The organism is Methylobacterium fujisawaense (assembly GCF_039619325.1).
GTDB classification, from domain to species: Bacteria; Pseudomonadota; Alphaproteobacteria; order Rhizobiales; family Beijerinckiaceae; genus Methylobacterium; species Methylobacterium fujisawaense.
Genome location: NZ_CP155000.1, coordinates 4,483,464 through 4,506,168, shown reverse-complemented (window position 1 = coordinate 4,506,168; position 22,705 = coordinate 4,483,464). Strand labels below are relative to the sequence as shown.

Annotated in this window: 19 protein-coding genes and 1 pseudogene; 5 read left to right on the top strand and 15 right to left on the bottom strand. The window is 71.2% G+C overall.

The window, feature by feature from the left end:
• Nucleotides 1–52: 52 nt before the first annotated feature.
• From ABC766_RS21375 to ABC766_RS21350, 6 genes are all read right to left on the bottom strand, one after another.
• Nucleotides 53–925, bottom strand: a complete 873-nt coding sequence (locus ABC766_RS21375; protein WP_053609050.1) for a sugar phosphate isomerase/epimerase family protein — start codon at nt 923–925, stop codon at nt 53–55.
• Nucleotides 922–2,523 (bottom strand): YcaO-like family protein, encoded by a 1,602-nt coding sequence (locus ABC766_RS21370; protein WP_345819432.1) that lies wholly within the window; start codon nt 2,521–2,523, stop codon nt 922–924. Before ABC766_RS21370 ends, ABC766_RS21375 begins: the two co-directional genes overlap by 4 nt.
• A 224-nt stretch (nt 2,524–2,747) precedes the next feature.
• The gene (locus ABC766_RS21365) at nt 2,748–3,743 is read right to left on the bottom strand and encodes a Gfo/Idh/MocA family oxidoreductase (RefSeq protein ID WP_345819431.1); all 996 of its coding nucleotides are present in this window, start codon (nt 3,741–3,743) and stop codon (nt 2,748–2,750) included.
• Nucleotides 3,743–4,924 (bottom strand): class I SAM-dependent methyltransferase, encoded by a 1,182-nt coding sequence (locus ABC766_RS21360; protein WP_043381132.1) that lies wholly within the window; start codon nt 4,922–4,924, stop codon nt 3,743–3,745. Before ABC766_RS21360 ends, ABC766_RS21365 begins: the two co-directional genes overlap by 1 nt.
• 44 nt (nt 4,925–4,968) lie before the next feature.
• Nucleotides 4,969–5,895, bottom strand: coding sequence for a hypothetical protein (locus tag ABC766_RS21355; protein ID WP_345819430.1), 927 nt, complete (start codon nt 5,893–5,895; stop codon nt 4,969–4,971).
• 39 nt (nt 5,896–5,934) lie between these two features.
• Nucleotides 5,935–7,125 (bottom strand): inositol-3-phosphate synthase, encoded by a 1,191-nt coding sequence (locus ABC766_RS21350; protein WP_043381133.1) that lies wholly within the window; start codon nt 7,123–7,125, stop codon nt 5,935–5,937.
• Between the two features lie 324 nt (nt 7,126–7,449).
• Between ABC766_RS21350 and ABC766_RS21345 the strand changes: the two genes are divergently transcribed.
• Nucleotides 7,450–8,682 (top strand): transglycosylase SLT domain-containing protein, encoded by a 1,233-nt coding sequence (locus tag ABC766_RS21345; RefSeq protein ID WP_345822816.1) that lies wholly within the window; start codon nt 7,450–7,452, stop codon nt 8,680–8,682.
• 207 nt (nt 8,683–8,889) lie between these two features.
• Here ABC766_RS21345 and ABC766_RS21340 read toward each other — a convergent pair whose 3' ends face one another.
• Both ABC766_RS21340 and ABC766_RS34015 read right to left on the bottom strand, forming a co-directional pair.
• Nucleotides 8,890–10,572, bottom strand: a complete 1,683-nt coding sequence (locus ABC766_RS21340) for a DHA2 family efflux MFS transporter permease subunit (RefSeq protein WP_345822815.1) — start codon at nt 10,570–10,572, stop codon at nt 8,890–8,892.
• Between the two features lie 5 nt (nt 10,573–10,577).
• Nucleotides 10,578–11,856, bottom strand: a pseudogene (locus ABC766_RS34015) (HlyD family secretion protein).
• Nucleotides 11,857–12,047: 191 nt separating this feature from the next.
• Between ABC766_RS34015 and ABC766_RS21325 the strand changes: the two are divergent.
• Complete coding sequence (locus tag ABC766_RS21325; protein ID WP_345819429.1) at nt 12,048–12,713, top strand: HdeD family acid-resistance protein; 666 nt, start codon at nt 12,048–12,050, stop codon at nt 12,711–12,713.
• Between the two features lie 161 nt (nt 12,714–12,874).
• Nucleotides 12,875–15,340 (top strand): PBP1A family penicillin-binding protein, encoded by a 2,466-nt coding sequence (locus ABC766_RS21320; RefSeq protein WP_345819428.1) that lies wholly within the window; start codon nt 12,875–12,877, stop codon nt 15,338–15,340.
• A 4-nt stretch (nt 15,341–15,344) separates the two neighbouring features.
• On the opposite strand, the gene ABC766_RS21315 is transcribed toward ABC766_RS21320, so the two are convergent.
• On the bottom strand, nt 15,345–15,773 hold the full coding sequence (locus ABC766_RS21315; RefSeq protein ID WP_345819427.1) for a DUF1810 domain-containing protein: 429 nt from the start codon (nt 15,771–15,773) through the stop codon (nt 15,345–15,347).
• Nucleotides 15,774–15,874: 101 nt separating this feature from the next.
• Here ABC766_RS21315 and ABC766_RS21310 point away from each other — a divergent pair, with 101 nt between their 5' ends.
• Nucleotides 15,875–16,258 (top strand): hypothetical protein, encoded by a 384-nt coding sequence (locus ABC766_RS21310; RefSeq protein ID WP_345819426.1) that lies wholly within the window; start codon nt 15,875–15,877, stop codon nt 16,256–16,258.
• 52 nt (nt 16,259–16,310) lie between these two features.
• On the opposite strand, the gene ABC766_RS21305 is transcribed toward ABC766_RS21310, so the two are convergent.
• Nucleotides 16,311–16,580, bottom strand: coding sequence for a hypothetical protein (locus tag ABC766_RS21305; protein WP_043381144.1), 270 nt, complete (start codon nt 16,578–16,580; stop codon nt 16,311–16,313).
• 412 nt (nt 16,581–16,992) lie between these two features.
• Between ABC766_RS21305 and pcaD the strand changes: the two genes are divergently transcribed.
• Nucleotides 16,993–17,790, top strand: a complete 798-nt coding sequence (pcaD, locus tag ABC766_RS21300) for a 3-oxoadipate enol-lactonase (protein WP_345819425.1) — start codon at nt 16,993–16,995, stop codon at nt 17,788–17,790.
• A gap of 73 nt (nt 17,791–17,863) precedes the next feature.
• Here the strand turns inward: pcaD and ABC766_RS21295 are convergent, their stop codons facing one another.
• The 5 genes from ABC766_RS21295 to ABC766_RS21275 form a co-directional block, all read right to left on the bottom strand.
• Nucleotides 17,864–18,190 carry a hypothetical protein gene (locus ABC766_RS21295; RefSeq protein WP_043381150.1) on the bottom strand — a complete coding sequence of 109 codons (327 nt, stop codon included), beginning with the start codon at nt 18,188–18,190 and terminating at the stop codon, nt 17,864–17,866.
• Between the two features lie 369 nt (nt 18,191–18,559).
• Nucleotides 18,560–18,973: a histidine kinase gene (locus tag ABC766_RS21290; RefSeq protein WP_043349950.1), complete on the bottom strand. Its 414-nt coding sequence runs from the start codon at nt 18,971–18,973 to the stop codon at nt 18,560–18,562.
• Nucleotides 18,974–19,312: 339 nt separating this feature from the next.
• Entirely contained in the window at nt 19,313–20,932 is a 1,620-nt protein-coding gene (locus ABC766_RS21285; RefSeq protein WP_075380774.1) for an ABC transporter substrate-binding protein, read from the bottom strand.
• Between the two features lie 147 nt (nt 20,933–21,079).
• Complete coding sequence (locus ABC766_RS21280; protein ID WP_043349954.1) at nt 21,080–22,141, bottom strand: MBL fold metallo-hydrolase; 1,062 nt, start codon at nt 22,139–22,141, stop codon at nt 21,080–21,082.
• A gap of 86 nt (nt 22,142–22,227) precedes the next feature.
• Nucleotides 22,228–22,464: a DUF6894 family protein gene (locus tag ABC766_RS21275; RefSeq protein WP_043349956.1), complete on the bottom strand. Its 237-nt coding sequence runs from the start codon at nt 22,462–22,464 to the stop codon at nt 22,228–22,230.
• Nucleotides 22,465–22,705: the final 241 nt, after the last annotated feature.

The following is a 22,705-nucleotide window of genomic DNA, read 5'->3' as shown; positions in this document are numbered from 1 at the left end:
CCGCGTGGCCCCCTCTCCCGCGCCGGCGTCCCGTCTCGCCCCGGCTCGTCTCTCACTGCCATTGCCGCCGCGTCTCCTGCTCGCCGGCCAGAACCGGGCCGGGGCGCCGGCAGCCGCGGAGGTAGTCGAGCGCCTGCGGGATCATCACGTCGGCCCGGTGGCTCTCGCGGGACAGCTCGACGCAGATCAGCTTGCCGAAGTTGATCGCCTCCAGGGCCTCCAGGACGCCCGGCACGTCCATGTCGCCCTCGCCGAAGGGCAGGTGGATATGGCTGCCGCGCTTCATGTCCTCGATCGCCACGGTGCCGATCCGGTCGGCGAATTCCCGCACGGCCGCCGCCGGCTCGCGCTCGCCCGTGACGAGGCAGTGGCCGGTATCGAGGGCGAGCTTCAGCCCCGGCACGTCGAGGGACGCGTAATCGTCGAGGGTCTCGATCAGCATGCCGGGCTCCGGCTCCAGGCAGGGGACGACCCCCGCCTCCGTGGCGAAGGCCGCGACTTCGTGCAGCCCCTCGGCCAGCCAGCGCCGGGCCTCGCCGGGATCGACGCCGGGCTTCGGCACGCCGGCCCAGAACGAGACCGCCTCGGCGCTCAGCATGCCGCCGATCTCGATCGCCCGCTTGAGGAAGCCGACCCGCCGGGCGCGGCCCGCGGCATCGGCCGTCACGAGCGTCGGCTCGTGCTTGGCGGTGGGGTCGAGGAGGAAGCGGGCGCCCGTCTCGATGACGCAGGTCAGCTCCAGCTTCTCCAGCAGGCTCGCCACCCGGCCGGCCTCCGCCGCCCAGGTTTCGGAGAACGGATCGAGGTGGTGGATGTCCAGCGTCAGGGCCACGCCGTCGTAGCCCGCGGCCTTGATCAGGTGGATCGCGTCGTCGAGGCGGTGGTTGGCCGCGCCGTTGGTGTTGTAGGCGAACCGGAGCGTCATGCCGCCCTCCCCTGACGCTGGGCGAGGCGGAACGGCGCGTGGTGCGATTCCGGCTCGCGATAGAGCGGATAGTGCCGCCCGACGATCCGCTCGGCCAGGGCGACGTCGAACAGCGGCTGGCCGCCGAACCGCTCCAGGGCCTCCGGCGTCAGGCGGACCGGCCGCAGGGTCTCGCTCTCGGTGCCGAACTTGATCAGCGGGTGGTCGCGGTCGATGAGCTTCTTCGTGTTGCGCTCGCCGATCCGGTAGTAGCTCATGGTCTCGACCTCGAGCCCCGGCACGATCGCCTTGACCACGCCGACCCCGCCGCCCGGGGGCGTGCAGTCGACGTAGAGGACGTCGAACCCGGCCTCCGTAAGCCGGTCGCAGGCGATCTTGCCCCTGGCATGCCCGTCCGCGGCCGGGGTCGAGGGCAGGTCCGCGAAGCGCTTGGTGCTCCGCTCCGAATAGACGGTGTCGGCCAGCACGCCGCGCAGGTCGGCGGCGGGCATCTCGATCCATTCGAGCATCGCCTGCAGGGCGCGGCTCTCCTCGAGGTCGAGGCTCGGGAGCGCCTTCTGGATGAAGGCGTCGATGTAGCCTGGCGGAGTCACCGTGGCGGCCATGTCGAGGGGGCCGTGGCCGAAGGTCTTGCGCACCCGCGCGGCCTGGAACTCGAGCAGCGCCTTGCGGAGGGCCCGCTCCCGGTCCGGATCGCAGGCCTCGCCGCAGGCCGACAGGGCGATCGGCGCCGGGGTGCGCGCCGGATCCGCGTCGTAGCCGACGACGTAGAGGTTGGTGAGGCCGAACTGGTCGGTGGCGAATTTCGGCAGCGCGTGGATCCTGAGCTCCTTGAGCCGGGCCAGCATCGCGGCGTTCTCCGGGCCGATGCCGTCGAGGTCGAGCATCACGCCCTGGTCGAGAGCCCGGAACAGCAGGCCGTTGCCGTCCCGCTGGAGCAGCTCAAGGACGCCGTGGCCCAGCGCAAAGGGCACGTCGGGCCCCGCGCCGAGACCGTTGGTGATCAGGTTGGTGAAGGGCTTGTAGCCCTCGGACAGCTCGAAATAGTCGGTGGCGGCGACGTCGAGCGGCATGAGCACGATCTCGCCCGTGGCGTGCCGGACGCTGGGCGTCCATTCGAGCACCGTGTCCCGGCCCACCGGGGAGCCGGCGGGCAGGCAGAGGGTCAGCGGGTCGGCGACGGATTTGGCGCCGTAGACGCGGGCGAGGTCGGCGTAGCTCGCCCGTTCCTTGGCCCGGGGCAGCACCGCGAGCGAGGGCATCAGGTTCTCGGCGATCTCGGCGACCGCGCCGATCAGCGCCTCGTCGTCGGTGGCGCCGTAGCCGATGCCCGACGGCATCGCGCCCACGAAGAACGGGTCGTCGAGGAACAGGGCCACGAACCAGACCGGGATGCCGGTGCGGTCGAGGGGCGCCAGCGGGAAGCCGACGATGCGCCCTTCCGGCAGGACGTCGAGATAGGCGCGCACGGGATCCGGCAGGGTCTCGGGCAGCCCCTCGATCGGCCGCTTGGCGCCGAAGCGATAGGGGCGCGGCGCCTTGATCCGCGCGTGCCGGGCGCGGTCGTCCTGGTCGTGGAAGCCGTCTGCGTTGCTCACGTCGTGTTCCCGTGTTCCTCGGACCGCCTGCTCACCTTCGTCCTGCCCATCCCCTCATCCTGAGCTGCCGGAGCGTAGCGCAGGCCTCGAAGGAGGGCTCTGGACGGCACAGCGCTTCCTGGAGCCCTCCTTCGAGGCCCGCTGGCGCGGGCACCTCAGGATGAGGGTGCGGCTTGGATTGGATAGGTAGCTGTCCGGTGTCTGCTCATCCTGTCCTGCGGTCGCTACCCCTGCCCATAGGCGCGGGCGACGAGTCGCATCGTGTGGAGATCGCGTGCGGCCGAGTACGCCCCCCGCTCCTCGGGCCGGCGCAGGGCCGAGCCGAAGGCGCGCACCTGCTCGGTGAAGGGGGAGCTGTCGGCGTCGAAGGCGAGCGGTTCGACGCGCCCGCTGGCGCCGTCGACGAAGGACAGCGATCCGCCGGCCGTCTGGCCCATGGTGTTCTCGGCGATCAGCATACCCTTCGTACCGACCACCTCCAGGCGGCGGCGGGGCAGCGCGTCGGGGCAATTGTAGGCGACGTGCAGGCTTGCCAGCGCGCCGCCCGCGGTCCGCCCGATCAGCAGGGCGCCGTCATCGACGGAATAGTCCTGGGCCCGGCTCTGGGTCAGGGCCGCGAGGTCGGCGATCGGCTCGTCGAGGAGGAAATCCACGAGGTCGAGCCCGTGCGGGGCGAGGTCCATCAAGGCGCCGCCGCCCGCCTGGGCGGCATCGATCCGCCAGTTGGGCTGGCCGGCCTCCGACCAGTCGCGCCCGAGCCAGCAGGCGTAGACGATCCGCACCGTGGTGACGGTGCCGAGCCGCCCGGCCGCGACCTGGGCGCGGATCGTCCGATGGGCCGGGTGGTGACGCTGATCGAAGGCCGTGCCGTAGAAGATTTGTTGCGATTCGACCGCGCGCGCGATGGCTTCCGCGTCCGCGAGCGTCGCCGCCATGGGCTTCTCGCAGAGCACCGCCTTGCCGGCGGCGGCGAGCGCCTCGACGGCGCCGCGGTGGAGATGGTTCGGCGTCGCCACGTAGACCGCCTCGACCCCGGGCTCGGCGACGAGACCGGCGAGATCGGCATGGCCGCGGGCGCCCGCCCGCTCCGCCGCGGCGCGGCATTCCGGGTTCGGATCGCAGACCGCCACCAGCCGGTGCCCGGCGGCGCGGATGCCCGGCTCCATGTAGTCGCGGGCGACCCAGCCGTAGCCGACGATGCCCCAGCCGACCGCGTCCATCACCACCGCTCCGGCAGGTCGACGAATTCGCGCACCCGGATACGCTGCGTCTCCGGGCTATCGAGCGTGCCGTCGAAGGTCAGATGCTCGGGGCCGGGCGAGCGCAGCGGGTAGGTGGCCCGGGAGGCGTATTCCGCCTCGTAGCGCTCCGAGGGCCAGCGGACGACGTAGCCGTCCCCCTCGGGCGCATAGAGCGGGTTGAGCCGCAGCACCGTGCCGGGCTTCGGCAGGGTCAGCCCGTCGACCAGCGCGCGCGGCGCCGGGCGCATGCCGGGGCCGCACACCACCGAGAACGCCTCGCAGGTCCGCAAGGCCCCAGGCTCCTGCGGGCCCGGCGCCCGCGCCTCCACCAGCGCCCGCGTGAGTTCCGCGTCGTCGTAGACCAGGGCGTCGGGGAAATACTCGGCGATCTCCTCGGCGGTCACCGCCCGGCCGGCCGAGAAGCCCGGGCAGTCGCGGTTGTGGATGTGGCTCAGCGCCAGCCAGCCGTCGTCGCCGGCATTCTGGCGGAGGTTCTCCAGCAGGGCCGCCTTGTCGTCGAGGAAGTAGAAGGCGTCGTTGCACACGACGAGGTCGACCGGCGCGCCCGGGATGGGCCAGTGCGGCGAGCCGGCGTCGAAGCAGACGAGCTGCGCCTTCTCGTCCACCACCCAGTGGCGCGCGACCCAGAGCTTGGCGAAGACCACGTCGGCGCCGGCGACCTTGCAGCCGCGCCGCTGCAATTCCCGCAGATAATGGCCGATGCCGCAGGCGAATTCGAAGACGCAGATGGGCTCGTTCCAGTGCGCCTCCAGAAGCGACAGGCCGGCCAGGAAGGTCGGATCGCTCCAGCGATGCAGGAAATAGTCGCCGACGCGGCCCCAGCCGAGACCCTGGACCGCGTCACGCAGCGTCGCGGTGCGGCGCTCCTTGATGAGGCGGATGACCCCGGCGGGATCGGCCGGGGGCCCGTTCCACCAATCGTCCTGATCGACGAGCAGCGCGGCCAGCGCCTCGTCGGGCTCGCCGGCGTCGAGATGGGCCAGAACCCGCTCGACCAGGGCCTCGCGGTTGATCCGCAGGTACGGGATGCCGTCGATCACGGGCCAGCGGGCGCCGGTCTCCGCATCGCGCAGGGCGTGCGGGCCGTCGGCCTTCAGCGGGTTGCCGGTGTCCGGCGAATGGAGTTCGAACGGGATCATGGTTCTCGGAGCCGCCCGGGCAGATGGGCGGCGGGGTCCGGCGATCAAGGGATGCGCATGTCGGCGAGGACACGATCATGGAAGCCCTTCACCGGGCCGGCATGGACCAGCTCCCACTCGTCGAGCACCATCCCCATCGTGGTCGAGGCCCCGCGCAGATGCTGGGCGATCTGGAGGACACGGTCGATGCAATCCGCCGCGTGGAAGGCGCGGCCCTCCGCGGTGGCGTCGTCGGGCAGCACCGCGCGGGCCCGCTCCACCTGACCCCGCAGGGGCTCGGCGAGCTCGGCCAGCGCCCAGGCGGTGGCGGTGGCCATGATCGGCCCGAGATGGTCGCCGAGCAGCATCTCGCCGGTGAAGCCGGCATCGGGCATCGCGGCGTTGTGGAAGTGATGCGCCATCGCGGCCAGGAACACGGTGCCGGGGTCGGCCCGGTAGAACGGGCTGAGGCAGACCCCGTAGACCGCCACGATGAGGCAGTGCTCGGCGTGGTTCTCCGGCGGCTCCAGCAGGATCCGGGCGCGGCCGGGACAGGTGACGCCCGCCCGCGGCTGCTGCGCCAGGGCGGCGACGAAGCCCGGCAGCGGTCCGGGCCTGCCGGCCGGTCGCGGCGCGAGCCGCCCGCGCAGGCGCTCGCGCAGAGCCGGGTCGAGCTCCCCGGTGACGGCGTCGAAGCCCGCCACCAGCACCGCCGAGGCCGCCTCCTCCGACAGCCCGGCCGCGGTCAGGAAGGCCGCGTCGAGATCGCAGAGGCGCGTCGCCGCGAGGGTGACGGCGGTGATGTCGAGGGCGACGTCATCGGGCGCGGCGCCCCCGGTGAGGAGGCCCCATCCCTGCGCGAACAGCCGCTCGGCGATCGACCCCTCGCGCCCCGCCGAGCGGACGCGCTTGAGGTCGTTCATCTCGATCAGGAGGTCGCGCAGCGCCTCGGGGGCAGCGCCGGAGGGAGGCGGCTGGTTCTCGCTTGGCATCGTCTCGCTCCGGAAGCCGCCCCTTGGTCGCGACGAGGCCTAGTGCACGCCCAGCCAGTCCCGGAGCATCTGCTCCTGCTTGCCGAAGGCGTGTTCCGGCCCATGGCCGTTCTTGACCATCGGGGCCTTGAAGAAGGTCGAGAGCTGCTCCTGCACGCCGCCGTCGCCGCGCGTGCGGGCGAGGTCGAGGACGCGGGCGATCTCGATGACCAGGGGCGCGGCCAGGATCGAGTCCTTGCAGAGGAAGTTCACCTTCACCTGCATCCGCTGGCCCATGAAGCCGGTGACGTCGATGTTGTCCCAGGCTTCCTTGTCGTCGCCGCGCGGGCGGTAATAGTGGATGTGCACGAGGTGGTCCTCGACCGGGTAGCCGAGGATCGAGTCGAGCACCGTGCCCTTGGTGTTGAGCTTCGACTGGAGGGAGTTCGGATCGTTCAGGGCGAGGCCGTCGCGGTTGCCCAGGATGTTGGTCGAGAACCAGCCGTCGACGTGGAGCGCCCGCGCCTTGAAGGCCGGGGCCAGCACCGTCTTCATCATGGTCTGGCCGGTCTTGCCGTCCTTGCCGGCCACCGGGACGTTCAGCTCTTTGGCGAGGTCCAGGAGGGCCGGGACGTCGGCCGCCACGCTCGGGGTGAAGTTGGCGTAGGGGATGCCGCTCTTGATCGCCGCGTAGGCGTAGAGCATCGCGGGCGAGATCGCCTCGTCGCTCGAATCGAGCCCCTTCTCGAAGGCGGCCGTGGAGTTCAGGGCCGGGTCGTTCAGGTCCGGCCAGCGCTCGGTGGAGGCGAGGTTTACCACGACCACGTCGTCGAGGTTGCTCTCCTTCTGGAAGCGGCGGAGGTCGTTGGCGATCACCGAGACCGCCTCGCGGTGGTCCTTGGCGACGATGCGGTTCTGGCCGTCGATGTTCTTGCAGAACTTGGCGCTGCCCACCGCCGGCCAGGGGGTGATGCCCTTCAGGGCCTGCGCGCCGCTCTCGATGTCGTCCTTCGAGAGCACGCCGTGGCCGCTCGCAGCGGACGCGAGGTCGTCGCCGTTGAGATCCCAGCCGCCGAAGACGAGATCCTTGTAGTCGGCCATGCCGGCCACGGAGAGACCGGCGAGCGGCAGCCCGTCGAGGCGATTGGAGCCGGATTTGATCATTTCGATGCCGGCGATGGCAGTGGTGGCGACGGCGCCTCCCATGCCAACGAACGCGACACCGATGCGGCGACCGGACTGCATGCTCATCGGAAAATGATGTCCTTGTGCGGACGCGGGTGGCGTCTTGGGACGGAAAGTTCGACCCCCCCGGGGCCGTATCTAACTGGCTCGACGGTGCCGCGTTCCAACCCGAATGCGACAACATTGCCCCTCCGTCGTCCGAAGCGCGGCCGGTTCACGGAGTTAACGGCCCCCTAAGCGGCAGGGTTAACCCTTCGTTGACCGTGCCACGCTTGGATCACGGGGCCGTCCCATTCTGGTCACGGCCGGCGTCGATAGGGCCGCCGCTTCCGAAAAAACCCGGCCGTCAGAGCCGGGCGGACGCAAGGACCGATCTGAAGAGGACCAATGATGGGGGTTTTCCCGGAGCCGGCGCGTTGCGCCGACGACGTGAGCCGACTCGTGCCGCCGACCCTGAACGGCACGGGCCATATCGAGGATGAAGCCGTGGCATGGCTGCCGCGGGCCGGACGCGGGACAGGGCGCCGGTCACTTCGCCGCACCCGCCTCGGCCGGATTTCCGGGACGCTGGCCCTGGGGCTCGTCGCCGGGCTCGGCCTGCCGCAGGCCGCCTTCGCGCCGGCGTATTTCGCACCGGCCGCCCAGGCCCACGACCGGATCGACACCAGCCCGCGCGCCGCTCAGGGGCTCGCGCAGACGGTTTCCCAGCCCGCGGCCCCGGCCGTCGCGCCGGACGAGCCTGTCCAGAACACCTGGAACGGCCTGCCGGTTCCCGAGCAGGATCCCGCCACCACGGCGCTGATCCAGGAAGACCTCGCCGCCCTGCCGCGGGTGACGCAGGAGCAGGGTCAGGACGCGGTCAAGTTCGGCGAGCGCAGCGTGCCGCGCAAGGTGGTCGACACGATCGTCAAGGCCTCCGACGAGGCCGGCGTCGACCCCGTCTACATGATGGCGCTGGCCGACAAGGAATCGAGCTTCGACACGGAGGCGAAGGCGGCGACCTCCTCGGCGGCGGGCCTGTTCCAGTTCGTCGCCCGCACTTGGCTGGAGATGATCCGTGATTACGGCGCCCGCTACGGGCTCGCCGAGGAGGCCGCCGCCGTGAAGGGCCGGGGCGCCGCGATCACCGTCACGGGCAGCATGCGCGGCCGGGTGCTCGGCCTGCGCAACGACCCGCGCGTCGCCGCCCTGATGGCGGCGGAGCTGATCAAGCGCGACCGTGAGCGGATCGAGGCCCGGGTCGGGCGTGCGCTGACCACGACCGAGCTGTACCTCGCCCATTTCCTCGGGACTGCGAGCGCCGGGCGCTTCCTGTCGCTCTCCTCCGAGAAGCCCGACGAGGTCGCAGGGCGCGAGTTCCGCACCGCGGCGCGGGCCAATCGCAGCCTGTTCACCGCGAAGACGGGCGGCAAGCGCCGGAGTCTGACCGTCGCGGAACTGCACGGACGGATCGACGACATGATCGACCGGCGGCTGACCCGCTACCAGGGCGTCGCGGCGGTCGCCGAGGCGCTCGACAAGGGCCAGTCCCAGAACGAGATCGTCAGCGCCGAGGAAACGGCGACGGTGGCCGGCAACCGCCGCGTCGAGGTGACGGAGGCGTTGCCGCCGGACGGCGTGTGAGGATCGCGCAGGGGAAGCGGATCCTGCTGAGGCGCTCGATCGTCTCAACCGGGGCGGGGGGGCTTCCAACGCGCCTCCCGCTCCCTTCAGGTCAGGGGACCCGAACCCGAATCCGGGGCTCCGGCGCCGGAGCCGGCGGGTGATTTCCGCCAATCCGGGTGGGCGGGCGCGGCGCCTCGGGATGACGTCCAGCCAAGCCGATCCGCCTCAATGGCCCCCGGCCGGCGCCCCGCCGCCGAGCTTGACGCTCTTCAGGCTCAGCGCCAGCGGGACCGCGCAGGCGGCGACGAGGCCGAGCACCCAGAACACGTCGATATAGGCCCAGTACGCCACCTGGGTGCTGAGCACGCTCCCGATCCACGCGGTCGCCTGGCTCTGGGCCTCGACGCCGGCATAGCCGTGCTCGGAGAAGTACTGCGTCGCCTGCCGCATGGTCTCCTGATAGGCCGGCGCGGTCGGGTTGACGCTCTCCACCAGGCGACTCTGATGGAACTGGCTCCGGTAGGCCAGGATGTTCTGGGCCAGCGAGACGCCCATCGAGCCGCCGACATTGCGGGCGACGTTGATCAGCGCCGAGGCCTGATCGGTCTGGTCCTTGCGGATCCCCTCGTACGAGGCCGAGGTGATCGACAGGAACACCATCGGCAGGCCGATCCCGATATAGACCCGCGACCACGCGAAGAACGAGAACGTCGTGGAGCCGTCGAGCCGCGTCAGGTCGACCATGCCCAAAGCCACGATGGTCATGCCGGCGGCGATCAGCCATTTCGGCTGCACGTAGGCGGAGACGCGGCCGGTGAGGAACATCATCACCACCGTGACGATGCCCCCCGGACCGAGCACGAGCCCCGACAGCGTGGCGGTGTAGCCGTAATATTCCTGCGTGATCTGCGGGATGAACTGCGTGGTGGCGATCAGGATCGCCCCGGTGAACATCATCACCAGGAAGCAGGAGCCGAACTGGCGGTTGCCGATGAGGCGGAGATCGACGGCCGGGTTCTTCTTGGTCAGGAGCCAGGGGATCATGGCCACGAACGACACGACCATCAGCACGCCGGAGACGTTCATCAGCGTCGAGGTCCCGAACCAGTCCTTCCGCTGGCCCTCGTCGAGGATCACCTCCAGCGAGCCGAGGAACAGGGCGACCAGCACGAAGCCGACGATGTCGAAGCGGATCCCCTTCCGGACCAGCGCGCGGCGCTCCTTCTTGGCCGCCGCGCTGTCCTCGATGAGCCAGTACATCAGCCCGAGGGCGACGACCCCCACAGGCCCGTTGATCAGGAAGCACCAGTGCCAGGAGGCGTTGTCGGAGAGCCAGCCGCCGAGGGTCGGGCCGATCACCGGGGCCACCACGATGGCGACGCCGTAGAGCGCGAAGGCCTGGCCGCGCTTCTCGGGCGGGAAGGAATCCGCCAGGATCGACTGGGCGAGCGGCGCCATGCCGCCGCCGCCGAGCCCCTGCAGCACCCGGAACAGCAGAAGGGATTCCAGGCTCCAGGCGAAGCCGCACAGGATCGACGAGACGGTGAACAGGGCCACCGACCACATGAAGAACGCCTTGCGGCCGTAGCGCTTGGCCAGGAAGCTCGACGCCGTGAGCGTGATCGCGTTGGCCACGAGGTAACTCGTCACCACCCAGGCGGCCTCGTCGGGGCCGACCGCGAGGCCGCCCGAGATGTAGCGCAGCGCCACGTTGGCGATGGTGGTGTCGAGCACCTCCATGAAGGTCGCCAGCGCCACCACGCCGGCGATCAGCCACGGATTGTGGCCACCCGGCGCCTTCGCGGATGCCGTGCCGCCTCGCGCCTTGCTTCCTTGTGTCTTGCTTCCCTGCGCCTTGCCCGTGTTCGGCTTGCGTCCGGACGCGGCTGCACCGGTCCCGCCTGCCATGGCGCTCACCGCACCGTGACGGTCGGGACGATCGACATACCCGGGCCGATCGACACGTCCGTCGGCCAGTTCTTGACCACGATCTTGACCGGGATGCGCTGGGTCACCTTCACGTAATTGCCGGTGGCATTCTGCGCCGGCAGCAGGCTGAAGGCCGTACCCGAGCCCGGCTGCACCGAAGCCACCGTCCCCTGGATCTTGCGGCCGGGATAGGCGTCGATCTCGATGTCGACCGGCTGGTCCGGCCGCATGTCGGTGATCTGGGTCTCCTTGAAGTTCGCCGTGACCCAGATGTCGTCGGGCACGAACATCGCCAGGCTTTGGCCGGCCTGGGCGAGCTGGCCGATGCCGCCGGTCAGCCGCACGACGCGGCCGGCCTGCACGGCGCGGACCGTCGTGTAGCCGAGGTTCAGTTCGGCCTGCTCCACCTGTGCCCGGTCGCGGGCGAGCTGCGCCTGGGTCGAGGCCTTCTGCGCCTGGAGGGCGCCGATCTGCTTCTGGGCCGCCACCACGCTCGCCTGGGCGCTCTGCAGGGAGGCCTGCCGCTGCTGCAGCGTCGAGGGTCGCCGATTGCGATTGCTGGATCGAGCCGGAGCCGCGCTCGGCGAGGTCCTTGTAGCGGGCCGCATCCTCCTGTGCGAACTTCAGCGCCGCCTCGGCGGTGGCGACCTGCGCCTTGGACACGTCGATGTTGGCGTATTGCGCCTGGATCTGCGCGTCGATGTTCTTGATGCCGGCCTCGTCGGCCTCGATCTGCGCCTTCGCCTGATCGAGGGCGATCTGATAGTCGCGCTCGAAAATCTGGAACAGGATCTGGCCGGCCTCGACATGCTGGTTGTCGGTGACCGGCACATCGACGAGGTAGCCGCCGACCTTCGACTGGATCGCAATGCTGCGCGCGTCGACGAAGGCATCGTCGGTGCTCTCGTAGGGGTGCATGTACAGCAACCAGTAGAAGAACACGCCGACGCAGAGCGCGACGACCGCGAGGCCGCCGAGCAGGAACGCGAACGGGTGGCGCCGCAGGACGTTCGGGCGCCGGGCGTCGTCCTCGCCGTCGTCGGCATCTTCCGCGGCGTCGTCGGATTGGCCGTCCTGCGCCTCTGCGTCGTCGGCCGCATCCTCCGTGCCCGGCTTGCGGGCGGTCTCCTGGGCGGCGCCAGCGTCCCCGGCGGGCTTGGCCCGGCCGAGATCCAGCACGTCCCGTTCGCGCACGGCCGGACGGCCGTCGGCGGGATGCGGGCGCGCCTCACCCTCGGAGGAAGGCCGCTGATCGTCAAACATGGGAAGTCGCCGCCCGATGGCCGGTCACCGCACGGTGACCGGGCTTGTCGCATCGCCCGCCTCAGGCAGCAAAAGCCGGCCGCAGGCTCAAGGTTCCATGCGCGGAGCGGGCCACCGGAACGCAGGCGGCCCTGCGGCGTTCTGCGCCCGGAACCTTTGCCGTTCTCGGGCACCGAGCCCAGGAGTACGCCATGACGCACAGCCCATCCCCGACCCCGCAGAGCCCCGGCTCCGGCTCGCCGACTTCGCCTCCCGGCATCCCGCTCGTCGGCGTCGCCCGCCTCGACGCCATGAGCGCGGCGCTGGCGCGGAACTGGTGGCTCGTGGCGCTGCGCGGCGTCATCGCGATCCTGTTCGGTGTCATCGCGTTCGTTGCGCCGGGCGCCTTCGTGCTCTCCCTGGTGCTGTTCTTCGCCGCCTACATGCTTGCCGACGGCATCATCGCCATCGTGGGCGCGGTCCGCGCGGCGCAGCGTCACGAGCGCTGGGGCTTCCTGCTGCTCGAGGGCCTCGTCGACATCGTCGTGGGCGTCGCCGCGGCGCTGGTGCCGGCCGCGGCCGTCTGGGCCTTCGTGCTGCTGCTCGCCGTATGGGCGCTGGTCACCGGCGGCCTGATGATCGCGGCGGCCTTCCGCCTGCACCTGCATTACGGCCGGTGGTGGCTCGTCCTCGGCGGGGTCGTGTCGATCCTGTTCGGCCTCGCGCTGCTCATCAACCCGGGCATGTCGGCCCTGGTGCTGACGTGGTGGATCGGCTCCTACACCTTCGCCTTCGGCATCCTGCTGCTGATCCTGGCCTTCCAGCTGCGCAGCCGGCACGGGGCGGCCGCGGGGCCGGGAACGCCGCTCGGCCGGTGAGCCGGTCCCGAACCGGATCGGGCCCCGTGGCCCGATCCACACGGTCGCGGCGCGATCGACGCGCCGGCCGCCCTGCGTCCCCGCACGCGCGGGACACGGGATCGGATGCGGCCTAGAAGGCTCCCTCGACCGGATCGATCGGTCCCGGAACCCGAACCACGATGACGCCCGACGCGCCGGAACGCGCCCCGGCCGACGGGCCGAACCCGCCGAAGCCGGCTCCAGCCGCCGAGTCCCCGGACCCGCGCCTCGCCGCCCGCGAGGCCGGGCGCGCCGCGCGCGACCTGGCCCGGCATCTCCGGACCCTGGTGACCGCGGCCGGCCTTGGCCTCGCGCGCGGTGGCCGGGCCATTTCCGCCCGCGCGGCGGCACGGGCGCGCACGCGGTCGGCTTCGGTCGAGAGGCCGGCCGACACCGCCGTCCCGGAGGTCGATGGGCGCGTCGAGCGGCGGGGCGCCCGGACGATCCTCGGCCGCCGGCACCCGGCCCTGCTCGCCGCCGGCCTGGTGATCCTGCTGCCGGTCCTGGCGCTGGCGGTCTACCTGTTCGCCGCCCTGGTGACCCTGCCGCCGCTCGGGGGCGCCGTGGTCGAGACCGGCCAGCGGGCGATCACCGTGGAGGCCGACGACGGCCGGGTCTTCGCCACCCGCGGCAGCTTCCGCGGCCAGAAGCTCACCGCGGCCGACCTGCCGCCGCACCTCGCCCAGGCGATCGTGGCGATCGAGGACCGCCGCTTCTACAGCCACTGGGGCATCGACCTGCGCGGCCTCGCCCGGGCGGCGTGGCGCAATCTCCGCGGCGGCGGCGTGCGCGAGGGCGGCTCGACCATCACCCAGCAATATGTCCGCCTGACCTCCCTCAACCAGGAGAAGACGCTCTGGCGGAAGGTGCAGGAAGCCTTCCTGGCGCTGCGGGTCGAATCGACGATGAGCAAGGACGCGATCCTGCTCGGCTACCTCGATTCCGCCTATTTCGGCGCCGGCGCCTACGGGGCGGACGCGGCGGCGCGGCGCTATTTCGGCAAGCCCGCCAAGGCCCTGAACCTACCGGAATCGGCGATGCTGGCCGGGCTGGTGCGGGCGCCCTCGCAGCTCGCCCCGACCCGCAACCTCGGCGGCGCCAAGGAGCGGGCCGACGTGGTGCTCCAGGCCATGGTCGAGACCGGTGCGATCACGCAAGGAGAGGCCGACGCCGCGCGCAAGCAGAGCGTGACCCTGAAATCACCCCCCGAGGCGCCGCCCGGCACCAACTACTTCCTCGACATGATCGCGGGTGACGTGAAGCGCCTCGCCGGCACCGACGGCGACATGACGGTGCGCTCGACCCTCAACCTCGACCTGCAGAGTCTCGCCGAGGGCGTCGTCGCCCGCCGGCTCGACAAGGACGGCGCCCGCCGCAAGGTCGGCCAGGCCGCCATGGTGGTGCTGTCGAAGGAGGGCGCGATCCTCGCCATGGTCGGCGGCCGCGACTACGAGGACAGCCAGTTCAACCGCGCTGTCCAGGCCAAGCGCCAGCCCGGCTCCCTGTTCAAGCTCCTCGTCTACCTGACGGCCTACGAGAAGGGCTACACGCCGGAATCCGTGATGGTCGACCGCCCGGTCCAGATCGGCGACTGGGACCCGGAGAACGACGACGGGCGCTACCGCGGGCCGGTGCCGCTGCGGACCGCCTTCGCGCTCTCGATCAACACCGTGGCGGCCCAGCTCGGGCAGGATGTCGGCATCCCGGCGGTGATCGCCACCGCGCGCAAGCTCGGGATCCAGTCGGACCTGCCGAACGTGCCGAGCCTCGTTCTCGGCTCGGGCGCGGTGAGCCTCCTGGAGATGGCCCGCGCCTACGGCTCGGTCCTGTCCGGGCGCACGCCGCTCCAGGCCTACGGCATCCAGGCGATCCGCGGGGCCGCGCCGCAGCCGCTCTACGTCCGTGCCGACGCGGCCCCGGGCCAGACGCTGGCGCAGGGGCCGCGCACCATGATGCTCGACTCGCTCCAGGCGGTGGTGGAATCCGGCACCGGCCGCGCCGCGCGGGTGCCGGGGCAGATCATCGGCGGCAAGACCGGCACGAGCCAGGACTTCCGCGATGCGTGGTTCGTCGGCATGACCCCCGACCTCGTGGTCGGGATCTGGGTCGGCAACGACGACGACAGCCCGATGAACCGCATGTTCGGCGGCGAGATGCCGGCCGGGATCTTCCACGACTTCATCCAACGCGCCTCCGAGAAGCTCGCCAAGGGCAAGCCCCGCCCCTCGGCGGAGCGGGCCGAGCCGCCCCGGGCGCCGGCGCCGGCCCCCACGGTCGAGCCGGCTGCGGCCGGCGAGGTCCGCGGCGTGCCGGAGGTGATCGACACCGGCACCCTCAACCTGCGCGGACGGGTCGTGCGCCTCCTCGGCGTCGTCGGCGAGCGCGGCCATCTCGCCCGCCAGCTCGCCAGCTACCTGCGCCGCCGCGAGGTGGTCTGCTCCGGCCTCTCCGACGGGGCCACGGCCCGCTGCCGCATCGAGGGCGACGACCTCGCCGGGCTGATCCTGGCGGCGGGCGGCGCACGGGCCACGGAGGACGCGCCCCCGGACCTCCTGGGCGCGGAGGAGCAGGCCCGCGCCGAGCGGGTCGGCCTGTGGGGCCGGTGAGGGCTTAGGCCGCCCCGACCTTCGCCAGCGTCCGCGGGTCGGGGACGCCGTCGAAGTAGCGCGCCAGCGCCGCGGCGAAGAGCGGCTCCTCGGGCGCGGCGCGGGCGAACAGCGTCATGCTGGAGCGGAACTTCAGATCGTCGGGCGACCCGAAGATCGCGTGGGCCGAGCGCCCGTCGACGGCGTTGACGGCGGCCGTGCAGGCGCGCAGGCGCGCGCCCAGCACCGGATGCGCCGCATAGGCCTCGGCCTCCGACAGGGATCCGATCGCGTAGCGCCGCGCCATCGGGCTCAACCCGAGCCCGGCGATCTGCGGGAAGACGAACCACATCCAGTGGCTGCGCTTCGCACCGGCCCGCAATTCCGCCAGCGCGCATTCGTAGATCCCCTCCTGCGCGTCGACGAAGCGGCCGAGTTGGTGGCTGTCGGTCATGGCGCTGCTCCGGTGCTCGGTCCCGCTCCGTCAACGACGTTGCGCCGGTCCCGGATGCAGGCCGCGGAGACGGGCGGCCCCGATGGGTGTAAGGGCGGCCCATGCTCGGAACGCTTGTCGCCTTCATGGTCGCGAACCCGGCGATGAGCCACGCCCTGACGGCCACCCTCGAGACCGCCGGCCTGGCGGCCGCGCTGATCCTGCTGCGCAGTCCCCGCCCCGAAGGCATCGCGGCGCTGGTGGTCTCGACCTATTACTATGGCCGCGAGGCCGGGCAGCGGGAACACGACCTCAAGCATGCCGGCTGGGATGCCGTGCAGGCGCATCTCGGCGCCGAGTTCCTGTACGGGTGGTCGCTGCCGAACCTGCAGCAATGGGTGGCGCCGACCTGCGCCGCCTGGGTGGTGGCGGGGGCGATCTACCTGATCCGGTCACGGATGGCGCGCGCGGCGCCCCTTCAGCCGCCGCGCCGCGGGCGCCCCTGACGGGCCGCCCGGCCATCCGTCGCGCGATCGGGCGCGGCGCCGGGCGCCGCGTTCAGGCGTGGGTGAACGGACCATCCGACGGCCCGATCTCGCTGCGGTCGCCGAGAAGCCGCCGGCCCGAGGCGATGATCTGGACCGTTTCGCGGCTGCCGCATTGCCGCCGTGCCAGGGCTTCCAGGTCGCGCAGGTAGTCGATCACCGGACCCCGCTGCCGGTCGCCCCGGCCGATCACCGGCTCGACCTTGGCGGTCACAAGCCCGGCCACCGTGTCCCAGAACTCCGCCGGTCGGATCGCGGCATCGCCAGTCGAAGGGTCGTGCATCGCTCGTCTCCTCCTGCCTCGCGGCGCTCGTTGTCGGACGTTTCCCCCGCCGGTGCATTGACCCATGTTGAAGGCGGCACCCCGATCCGTGCCGGCGCCGGTGGGCTCGCGGCATCGTCGTCCGCGCCCGCGCGGATCCGGTGGGCCGCGTCCGGTGCGACGCCCATAACGGATCGTGCCGCCGCGCAATTGTTTCGCATGGACGACAGGGAGACCGTATCCCGTGGAGGCTGTGCCAGCTTATGACCGCTCCGCCGCCGCGCCCGCGGCGCAGACCGGCTCGTCCGCCCCCGTGACGCTCCCGCGCCGGCACAGGCCCCCACGCGCGTCGGCGCCGACAGTCGCGCCGGCGTGACATCTGCGAAGACCTCGCGCGAAGGCCCTCGCGAAGACCTTGGACGGAGACAACCGCATGCCGCAGATCACAGTCGGAGGGATCGGGTTCCGCTACCTCCTTGAGGGGCCGGAAGGCGCTCCCGCCGTCGCATTCTCGAACTCGCTGGGTGCGACCCTGGAGATGTGGGACGCGCTGGTGCCGGCCCTGACCGGGCGCTACCGCACCTTGCGCTACGATACGCGCGGCCACGGCGGCTCGGAAACCCGGGATCAGCCCATCACGGTGACGGACCTGGCCGGTGACCTCGCGGGGCTGCTCGACACCCTCGGAATCGGCAGGGCCCATCTGGTGGGCCTCTCCCTCGGCGGCATGACCGTGCAGGCCCTCGCGAGCGCCGAGCCCGAACGCGCGCTCAGCGCCACCCTGATGGCGACGGCGGCCCACATGCCGAGCCCGCAGAGCTGGGAGGAGCGCGCCGCGACCGTTCGCGCCCAGGGACTGGCGGCCGTGGTCGAGGCGACGCTCGGGCGCTGGTTCACGCCCGGCTTCGCGCAGCGCGATCCTGCGGCGATCCAGGCGATCCGCGAACGCTTCGTCGCCTGCGATCCGGCGGGCTACGCGGTGTGCTGCGGAGCGATCGGGCGCATGGATCTCCGGCCGGCGCTGTCCGCGATCACCGCGCCGACCCTGGTGATCGCCGGGCGCGACGACCCATCGACACCCCCGGCCATGGCCGAGGAGATCTGCGCCGGCATCGCCCAGGCCGAACTCCTCGTCCTGCCCCACGCCGCCCATCTGCTGGCCGTCGAGCGCGCCGAGGCCGTCGGAGGCTATCTGCGGGCCTTCCTCGACCGCGCGTCGCGGGACGCCTAGGCAGCCCTCAGGGCCGCTCCGGTCGATGATGGCGGGCAGCGCCGCATCGACCGGTTGCCGCGGGAATCCCGTTTCAGTGACAGGATAGGCCGGCTTCCGCGGGCGACATCCCCCGCGCCAGCCGACGCCCGGTATGCAGCAGGGCCTGTCGGATGAGGGTCACGGTCGTCGGATCGCCGTCCTGAACCGCCAGACGATAGGCGACGATCAGCGTGTCGCCGATCTCGCCGAGCAGATCCGCGGCGCCCGCATCGGCGGCCTGCCCGTCCCCTTCGGCGCCCAGGGCGGGCGCATCCTCCGCCGATGGCCGTGCGGCGTCCCCGTGCGGCGCCTCCGCGATGGCGCACAGATCCGCGAGCCCGAACCTGTTCGCTCCGTCTTCCGGTGGGTCGTTGCGCATCGTCTTGGCCCTCAACCATCGTGAGGTTGCACTCACAGGTTGAGAAGCGTCAACCGGCCTCCGGGCCGTCGATGAGCGGTCGAGCGTCGCAGCCCGGTTGCGCCGCGCGGCTATCGGGCAGGCCCGTCCGGAACCTGGCGGCAGGGCGGGGACAGGGGACGGGGGATAGAGGATTTTCGGGCCGCAGCCGAACCGGGTTGAGGATGGGTCTGCGAATTTACCCGCGGTTAACCACAACTTTTACGTGCAGGCTCGGTCCTGCAGAGCCCCGCGCGAAGGTGAAGGCCCTGTCGAACGCAGAAGGGCTCCCGCGGCCATCTCCGCGGGAGCCCTTCTCATCGATGCTCCACTGGGAGCGACCGGCTCGTTTTACTTGATGAGGGCGATGAGAGCCTTGCCGGCCTTGGAGTTCAGCTCCTTGGCATCGAGCGTGCCGTCGTTGTCCGGATCGGCCATCTTGAAGCGCTCGCCGACCGCCGCGAGGTACTCCTTCTTGTCGAGGGTGCCGTCGCTGTCCGGATCGGCCCGCTTCACGCCGGCCTGGCTGAGGCGGCCCTTCAGCTCGCGGGCGTCGAGGGTCCCGTCGGCGTCCTTCTCGAGACGATCGAAGGTCGCGGAGGCCACCGCCTCCACTTCCTTCATGTCGACGGTGCCGTCGTTGTCGGTGTCGATCATCTTGACGGCGCTCGCTCCGCCCATCGGCTTCGCCAGCGCGGCCGGAGCAGAGAGGCCGCACACCGCGAGGGTCACTGCCGCGAAGCCACTGATGAAACGAAGGGTCATTGCCAGATGCTCCCGAAAAATTATGCCCGATCTTCCTAGTCGCCGACTCCTCATGCTGCAAGTGCGAAAGTGCGCCCCGGGGGCAGATCGGCGCGGCTCTGGGGGCACGGACATAGAGAAAGGGGCCGGCTGCAGCCGACCCCTGAAGAGAGCGCATAGTCGCCGGACGGCGCGCGGCGGCGCGTTTCAGTATCCGTCGCCGGGCCGAATCATCGGAGCGTTACCGAATCACGGCCGGCGGCCCGGGCGATCCGCGAGAGAGGCGCCGGCGAGACGATTCCCGTAATCCCTGAGCGGCCGCGGGACCGCCGCCCGGGACAATTCCCACCGCACGTCCCGTCAGGCGAGGGTCGCGAGATCCTGGAACCAGTGCTGCGCCTGGATGTAGTTCTTCACCCGCGGCGAAAGCGCGTGCGGATTGGTGTCGTGGACCACCCAGACCTGCACGGCATCGTCGACGACGATCTCGTGGATGCGCGCCAGCAGCCTGTTCTGCTCAGCCACATCGAGGCTCGCCTTGACCTTGTCGCAGAGGGCGTCGACCTCGGGATTGCGGTAATGGCTCCAGTTCACCCCGTTCGGGGCGATCTGCCGCGAATCGTAGAAGCGCAGGATCGCGTAGAACGGGTCCGAGGTGACGTAGGCGATGTTGCCGGCGCTCACGCCCTTGAGGCTCGGATCCGCGGCGCCCTGGCGCCACGCGGTGTAGGCCACCTCCAGCTCGACGGTCTTGAACTCCACCTGGATGCCGACCTCCGCCCAGCTCTGCTGGACGAACTCGTTGATCGGCAGCGACAGCATCTGCCCCGTCCCCCCGGTCGGGATCAGCACCGTGGCCTTCACGGGGTTCTTGACCGAGTAGCCGGCCTCCTCGACGAGTTTGCGGGCCTGATCCACGTCGGTCTTGATCTTGAAGCTCGGCTTGCCGAACCACGGGCTCGATTCCTGCACCTGCCCGACGGCCGGCTGGGCAAGGCCGCCCATCAGTTCGACGACGCCCGCGCGGTCGATGGCGAGGTTGGCGGCCTTGCGCAGGCGCAGGTCGCGCCACGGGGAGCCCTCCAGCATCGACAGGTGGTAGTTCCAGACATGGGGCGTCTCGTTGCCCACCACCCGCATGCCGGCGGCCTTCAGGCGCGGCACCGCGTCGGGCGCGGGCGATTCGATCAGGTCGACGCTGCCCGACAGGAGCGCGTTCACCCGGGCGAGATCCTCGGGCACGCAGGTGAGGGTCAGCTTCGCGAGCTTCGGGACCCGCTTCGGGTTCCAGTAGCCGACGTTCGGCAGCAATTCGAGGCGCACCCGCGGCACCAGCTGCCCCAGCCGGAACGGCCCGGTCCCCGAGGGGTCGAAGGCGAACTTCGCCCAGTCCTTCCCGACCTTCTCGTACTGCGCCGGCGATGAGATCAGGAACCAGAGCATCTGGTAGGGGAACAGGCTGTCGGGCGTCTTCGTGACGACCTGGACGGTCTTCGCGTCGAGCTTCCGGTAGCTCGCGACCCCGGGCAGGCGCGGTCGGACCTGGGCAGCCTGCCGCTGGTCGAAATGCGGCGCCTCCTTGTTCAGCACCTTGTCGAAGTTCCAGATCACCGCGTCGGCATCGAAGGTCGATCCGTCGTGGAAGGCCACGCCCTCCCGCAGGTGGAAGGTCCAGACCTTGGGATCGGCCGGATCGGCCTCCCAGGCGGTGGCGAGCCCGGGCACCATCCGGCCCGGCCGGTCCGCGACGTCGAGTTCCCAGGCGACCAGGGGATCGTAGAGGGTCAGGCCGGTGAACTGGTAGCCGCCGGCCCCCCGGTCGGGCTGACCGGTGGTGAGCGGCAGGTCGGTCATCGAGATGCCGTAGGTCAGGGTGCCGGGGGCCGCGCCCTGCGCGCCGGCCCGGCCCGCCGCCCCGAGCGCGGCGAGGGCGACGCCCCCGGCCATCAGGGATCGGCGTGTCGGCTTGATCGGGTCCATCGTGTCTCTCGGCTGAAGGCGCGGGCGTCGCAGGGCGCGGCACACGCCTTCAGGCGCGCGGCGGCGCTGTCCGGACCGTGCCCCCATGCGGCACACCGAATGATGCATGCATCATGCCCGACGGGCCGGGCCCCGGGTCCGCTCCGGTCAGACCTCCCAGACCTGGCCGGGTCTGAGGGCGAGGAACCGCCCGGGCGCGATGCCGGCCCCGCCGAGGGCGGCCGTCAGCGCCTCCGCGGGCCGCTCGACGCCCTCGTCGGTGAGTTGGAACGTGCCCCAGTGGTGGCCGAGGGCCTGCTCGGCGCCGAGCAGCGCGAAGGCCCTCACCGCCTCGGCCGGATCGACGTGCTGGGCCTGCATGAACCAGCGCGGCTCGTAGGCCCCGATCGGCAGCGTCGCGAGGCGGGGCGGCCCGAAGCGGGCCCGGATGTCGGAAAAGAGCGATCCGTCGCCGAAACCGGTATCGCCGACGTGGTAATGCACGCCGCGGGGCGAGGTGATCACGAAGGCGCACCACAGCGCCATCCGCCGGTCGTTCACGCCCCGGGCCGACCAGTGGTTGGCGGGCACGAGATGGACCTGCAGGCCGTCGCCGAGATCGACCGACTGCCCCCAGTCGCGGGTCTCGACATGCATCGTGTCGTCGTAGCCGCGCAGGATCGTGTCGTTGCCCAGCGGCGCCACGATCAGCGGCTGGTGCGCCTGCCAGATCCGGGCGAGGCTCGGCCCATCGAGATGGTCGTAGTGATTGTGGGTGACCAGCACCGCATCGATGGGCGGCAGGTCGGCGAAGGCGATGCCCGGCGGGTTGACACGCTTCGGCCCGGCGAACCGGACCGGGCTCGCACGCTTGGCGAAAACCGGGTCGATCAGGATGTTCCGGCCGGCGACCTGCACGAGGTAGCTCGCATGGCCGATCAGCACGACCCGCAGGCCCGCCACGCGCTCGGGCGGCCGGTCGGCGGGATAGGGGCTGGGAAAACTCTTCGGCCAGGGCTCGCGCTGCCGCTTGGCCTGCCAGCGCAGCACGTCGGACAGCGCCTTGTCGGTGGCCTGCTCCGGCAGGAAGAACCGCAGACCGTCGAAATGGTCGGAGGTCGGGCCGCGGTAATAGGGGTTCCGGCCGCGCCGGTGCGCGGCATAGCCGACACCGCCGAGCGTCATGACCGTGGCCGCACTCGCGACCGTGAGCAGGCTGCGCCGTTTCATGGATCCGAGATGGCCGGATCCGGGGGCCGGTCAAGCACCCGGGCGGCGCGACGGGGAGCCTCAGGCGCCTGCGGGACGCCGCCGGCTCACTCCACCATCTCGGCGGCGAGCGACAGGCGCGCCCGGTAGACGATCTTGCCGACGCCGTCGCGGACGCAGGCGACGTAGTCCTGACGCTCGACATCCGGCAGCATGTCGCGGGCGATCGCCGACATGATGCGGGTCACCTTGGCGCGGGCGGCGGGGAGGTCCGGCAGGTCGAAGCCGACCTCGTCGTGGATCGGCTGCGAGCCGTCGTGCAGGTCGATGAAGAAGCGGGGCATCGGCTCGAAGCGTCTCAAAGAGAAGTCGTTCGCCGAGAAGATTGGTCTTGCTATGGTTAATGATGCCTTAAATTTCAGGTTTTGAGGCCGCTCGGTCGCTCGGCCGACGCCGCCGCTGCGACGGCCGGAGGGTGCGCATCGGGCAGTCCGGCGAATGGCCCGTCCGGTGGATTGCGCCCGTCCTGGGCCTCAGACCGACGAGCTTTTTTCGGGATGAAGGGCGGACTGGAGATCCGCCGCC

What these genes read in the sequence shown, in the direction of transcription:
- ABC766_RS21280 (WP_043349954.1), bottom strand. Translation starts at nt 22,141, where the DNA reads ATGAAACGGCGCAGCCTGCTCACGGTCGCGAGTGCGGCCACGGTCATG.
- ABC766_RS21290 (WP_043349950.1), bottom strand. Translation starts at nt 18,973, where the DNA reads ATGACCCTTCGTTTCATCAGTGGCTTCGCGGCAGTGACCCTCGCGGTG.
- ABC766_RS21285 (WP_075380774.1), bottom strand. Translation starts at nt 20,932, where the DNA reads ATGGACCCGATCAAGCCGACACGCCGATCCCTGATGGCCGGGGGCGTC.
- ABC766_RS21325 (WP_345819429.1), top strand. Translation starts at nt 12,048, where the DNA reads ATGACGCACAGCCCATCCCCGACCCCGCAGAGCCCCGGCTCCGGCTCG.
- pcaD (WP_345819425.1), top strand. Translation starts at nt 16,993, where the DNA reads ATGCCGCAGATCACAGTCGGAGGGATCGGGTTCCGCTACCTCCTTGAG.
- ABC766_RS21305 (WP_043381144.1), bottom strand. Translation starts at nt 16,580, where the DNA reads ATGCACGACCCTTCGACTGGCGATGCCGCGATCCGACCGGCGGAGTTC.
- ABC766_RS21365 (WP_345819431.1), bottom strand. Translation starts at nt 3,743, where the DNA reads ATGGACGCGGTCGGCTGGGGCATCGTCGGCTACGGCTGGGTCGCCCGC.
- ABC766_RS21350 (WP_043381133.1), bottom strand. Translation starts at nt 7,125, where the DNA reads ATGAGCATGCAGTCCGGTCGCCGCATCGGTGTCGCGTTCGTTGGCATG.
- ABC766_RS21310 (WP_345819426.1), top strand. Translation starts at nt 15,875, where the DNA reads ATGCTCGGAACGCTTGTCGCCTTCATGGTCGCGAACCCGGCGATGAGC.
- ABC766_RS21345 (WP_345822816.1), top strand. Translation starts at nt 7,450, where the DNA reads ATGGGGGTTTTCCCGGAGCCGGCGCGTTGCGCCGACGACGTGAGCCGA.
- ABC766_RS21375 (WP_053609050.1), bottom strand. Translation starts at nt 925, where the DNA reads ATGACGCTCCGGTTCGCCTACAACACCAACGGCGCGGCCAACCACCGC.
- ABC766_RS21355 (WP_345819430.1), bottom strand. Translation starts at nt 5,895, where the DNA reads ATGCCAAGCGAGAACCAGCCGCCTCCCTCCGGCGCTGCCCCCGAGGCG.
- ABC766_RS21360 (WP_043381132.1), bottom strand. Translation starts at nt 4,924, where the DNA reads ATGATCCCGTTCGAACTCCATTCGCCGGACACCGGCAACCCGCTGAAG.
- ABC766_RS21340 (WP_345822815.1), bottom strand. Translation starts at nt 10,572, where the DNA reads ATGGCAGGCGGGACCGGTGCAGCCGCGTCCGGACGCAAGCCGAACACG.
- ABC766_RS21320 (WP_345819428.1), top strand. Translation starts at nt 12,875, where the DNA reads ATGACGCCCGACGCGCCGGAACGCGCCCCGGCCGACGGGCCGAACCCG.
- ABC766_RS21315 (WP_345819427.1), bottom strand. Translation starts at nt 15,773, where the DNA reads ATGACCGACAGCCACCAACTCGGCCGCTTCGTCGACGCGCAGGAGGGG.
- ABC766_RS21275 (WP_043349956.1), bottom strand. Translation starts at nt 22,464, where the DNA reads ATGCCCCGCTTCTTCATCGACCTGCACGACGGCTCGCAGCCGATCCAC.
- ABC766_RS21295 (WP_043381150.1), bottom strand. Translation starts at nt 18,190, where the DNA reads ATGCGCAACGACCCACCGGAAGACGGAGCGAACAGGTTCGGGCTCGCG.